Here is a 1,938-nt window from a genome sequence, read left to right as displayed (position 1 = left end):
GCACAAAGCCCTTGCCGGCGGCGGTGATGAGCACCATGCCCTCCAGACCCCCGAATCCGGTGGCGTACTGGATGCTTTCCGGAGCATCGTTGGTCAGCAGCAGCGCCTGTACCTGCTGTGCCCGGAGCATGGCGGCAATGTTCGGTAACTGATTCATATGATCCATCCTCTTTTCTGTGGGGTTGCCTTTAGTATACCCGCATCCATCCGGAATGTCAAGGCGGGTTTTCGGGTACTTTCCCGGATTTTATCACCAAATGCCCACAAAGAAGGGGTACACTGAATACAACACAAACAGAGAGAACAGCCTTTCGGGGGGATATGCATCAAGGTGATGCCGAAAGGATGAGTTGTATGAAACATAAAGCTTATTTTGCATTTCTGACTGCCCTGATCCTGTGCGCCGGGCTTGTGTCCGGATGCAGCAAGGCGGATTCCGGGGACAGCAGTACCCGGACCGCTGCCGGATCCTCCGCTGGGGATTCCACGGACACAGTACAGGCGGAGCAGCCGGGGGCTTTGCAGGCGACATCCCTGCTGCCCCTGACCCTGGATCCGGAGGATCTGGATGATAGCTGGGAGGATTCCGCCGTACAGGTCACCCTGTTCGGAGATACGGTACAGGCATCCGGCGAAGGCGTGACCATCGAGGGCAACACTGTCACCATCACCCAGGCAGGCACCTATGTGGTCAGCGGCACCCTGGATGGGGTGCTGCGGGTGGATGCTCCCAAGGATACGGTGCATCTGGTGCTGAATGGTGTGACCCTGTCCAATGATGCCACCGCTCCGGTGCAGGTGATGGACGCCAAAAAGGTGGTGCTGACCCTGGCAGAGGGCAGCAGCAATCAGATTACGGACGGCAAGACCTATACCAGCTTTACGGATGAAGAAAACACCGAGCCAAATGCCGCCTTGTTTGCCAAATCCGATCTGACCATCAACGGGAAGGGCAGCTTGCAGGTTACCGGGCAGTATGCCAACGGGATCCAGAGCAAGGATACCCTGTGCATTGTGAGCGGCAGCATCCGGGTGATGGCGGCAAATCACGGGCTCAAGGGCAAGGATGCGGTGCTCATCGCCGGAGGTACCCTGACGGTGGATGCCCAGGGAGACGGGATCCAGGCAAGCAATGACACGGACAGCCGGAAGGGCCATGTGGTGATCTCTGACGGACAGATCACCGTGGATGCCGGGCAGGACGGGATCCAGGCGGAAACCTGTCTGGCAGTCACCGGAGGGGATCTGACCATCACCGCCGGAGGGGGCAGTGCCAATGCAGACCCTCACCAGGAAAGTATGCCGGGATTCGGACAGCAGACCCAGACGGATACCGGTACGGAAACCGTCAGCACCAAGGGCATGAAGGCAAGCACGGAGCTGTACATCGCCGACGGAACCATTTCCATCGATGCGCAGGATAACGGGCTGCACAGCAACGGCTCCATGACCCTTGCGGGAGGAGAGATCACCATTCGCACCGGGGATGACGGTGCCTATGCGGACAGCAGCCTTACCGTGCAGGACGGGGACATCCGCATCGAGGAAAGCTATGAAGGCCTGGAGGCGGTGGAGCTGTACATCCAGGGCGGCACAGTGCATATCACCGCCGGCGATGATGGTCTGAATGCCGCAGGCAGCCTGTCGGCGGATACCTCCGCACAGGGGGAGACCACCGGCTATGTGCAGACCGCATTCGGCGGCTTCGGCGGCATGGGTATGGTGGATCAGGACGCCAAGCTGGAGATCAGCGGCGGCTATGTGTACATCAACGCCGGCGGCGATGGCATTGACTCCAACAACGGGGTCATCATCAGCGGCGGCACGGTGCTGGTGTGCGGCCCGACGGATTCCGCCAACGGTGCCCTGGACAGCGAAACCGGTATTGTGGTGAATGGAGGCTTCCTGCTGGCAGTGGGCAGCAGCGGCATGGCGGAG

At 60.0% G+C, this 1,938-nt stretch carries 1 protein-coding gene; it reads left to right on the top strand.

Features of this window, described 5'->3' with window-relative positions; all coding sequences use genetic code 11:
- Nucleotides 1-354: 354 nt before the first annotated feature.
- The coding region (locus QVO51_RS02900; RefSeq protein ID WP_288167789.1) for a carbohydrate-binding domain-containing protein at nucleotides 355-1,938 on the top strand (1,584 nt) is incomplete at its 3' end.

The sequence above is a fragment of the Ruminococcus sp. CAG:379 genome, assembly GCF_000434255.1.
GTDB lineage: Bacteria > Bacillota > Clostridia > Oscillospirales > Ruminococcaceae > Ruminococcus_F > Ruminococcus_F champanellensis.
The sequence above is the reverse complement of the archived record's forward strand: the minus strand, read 5'-3'. Positions and strand labels throughout refer to the sequence as shown.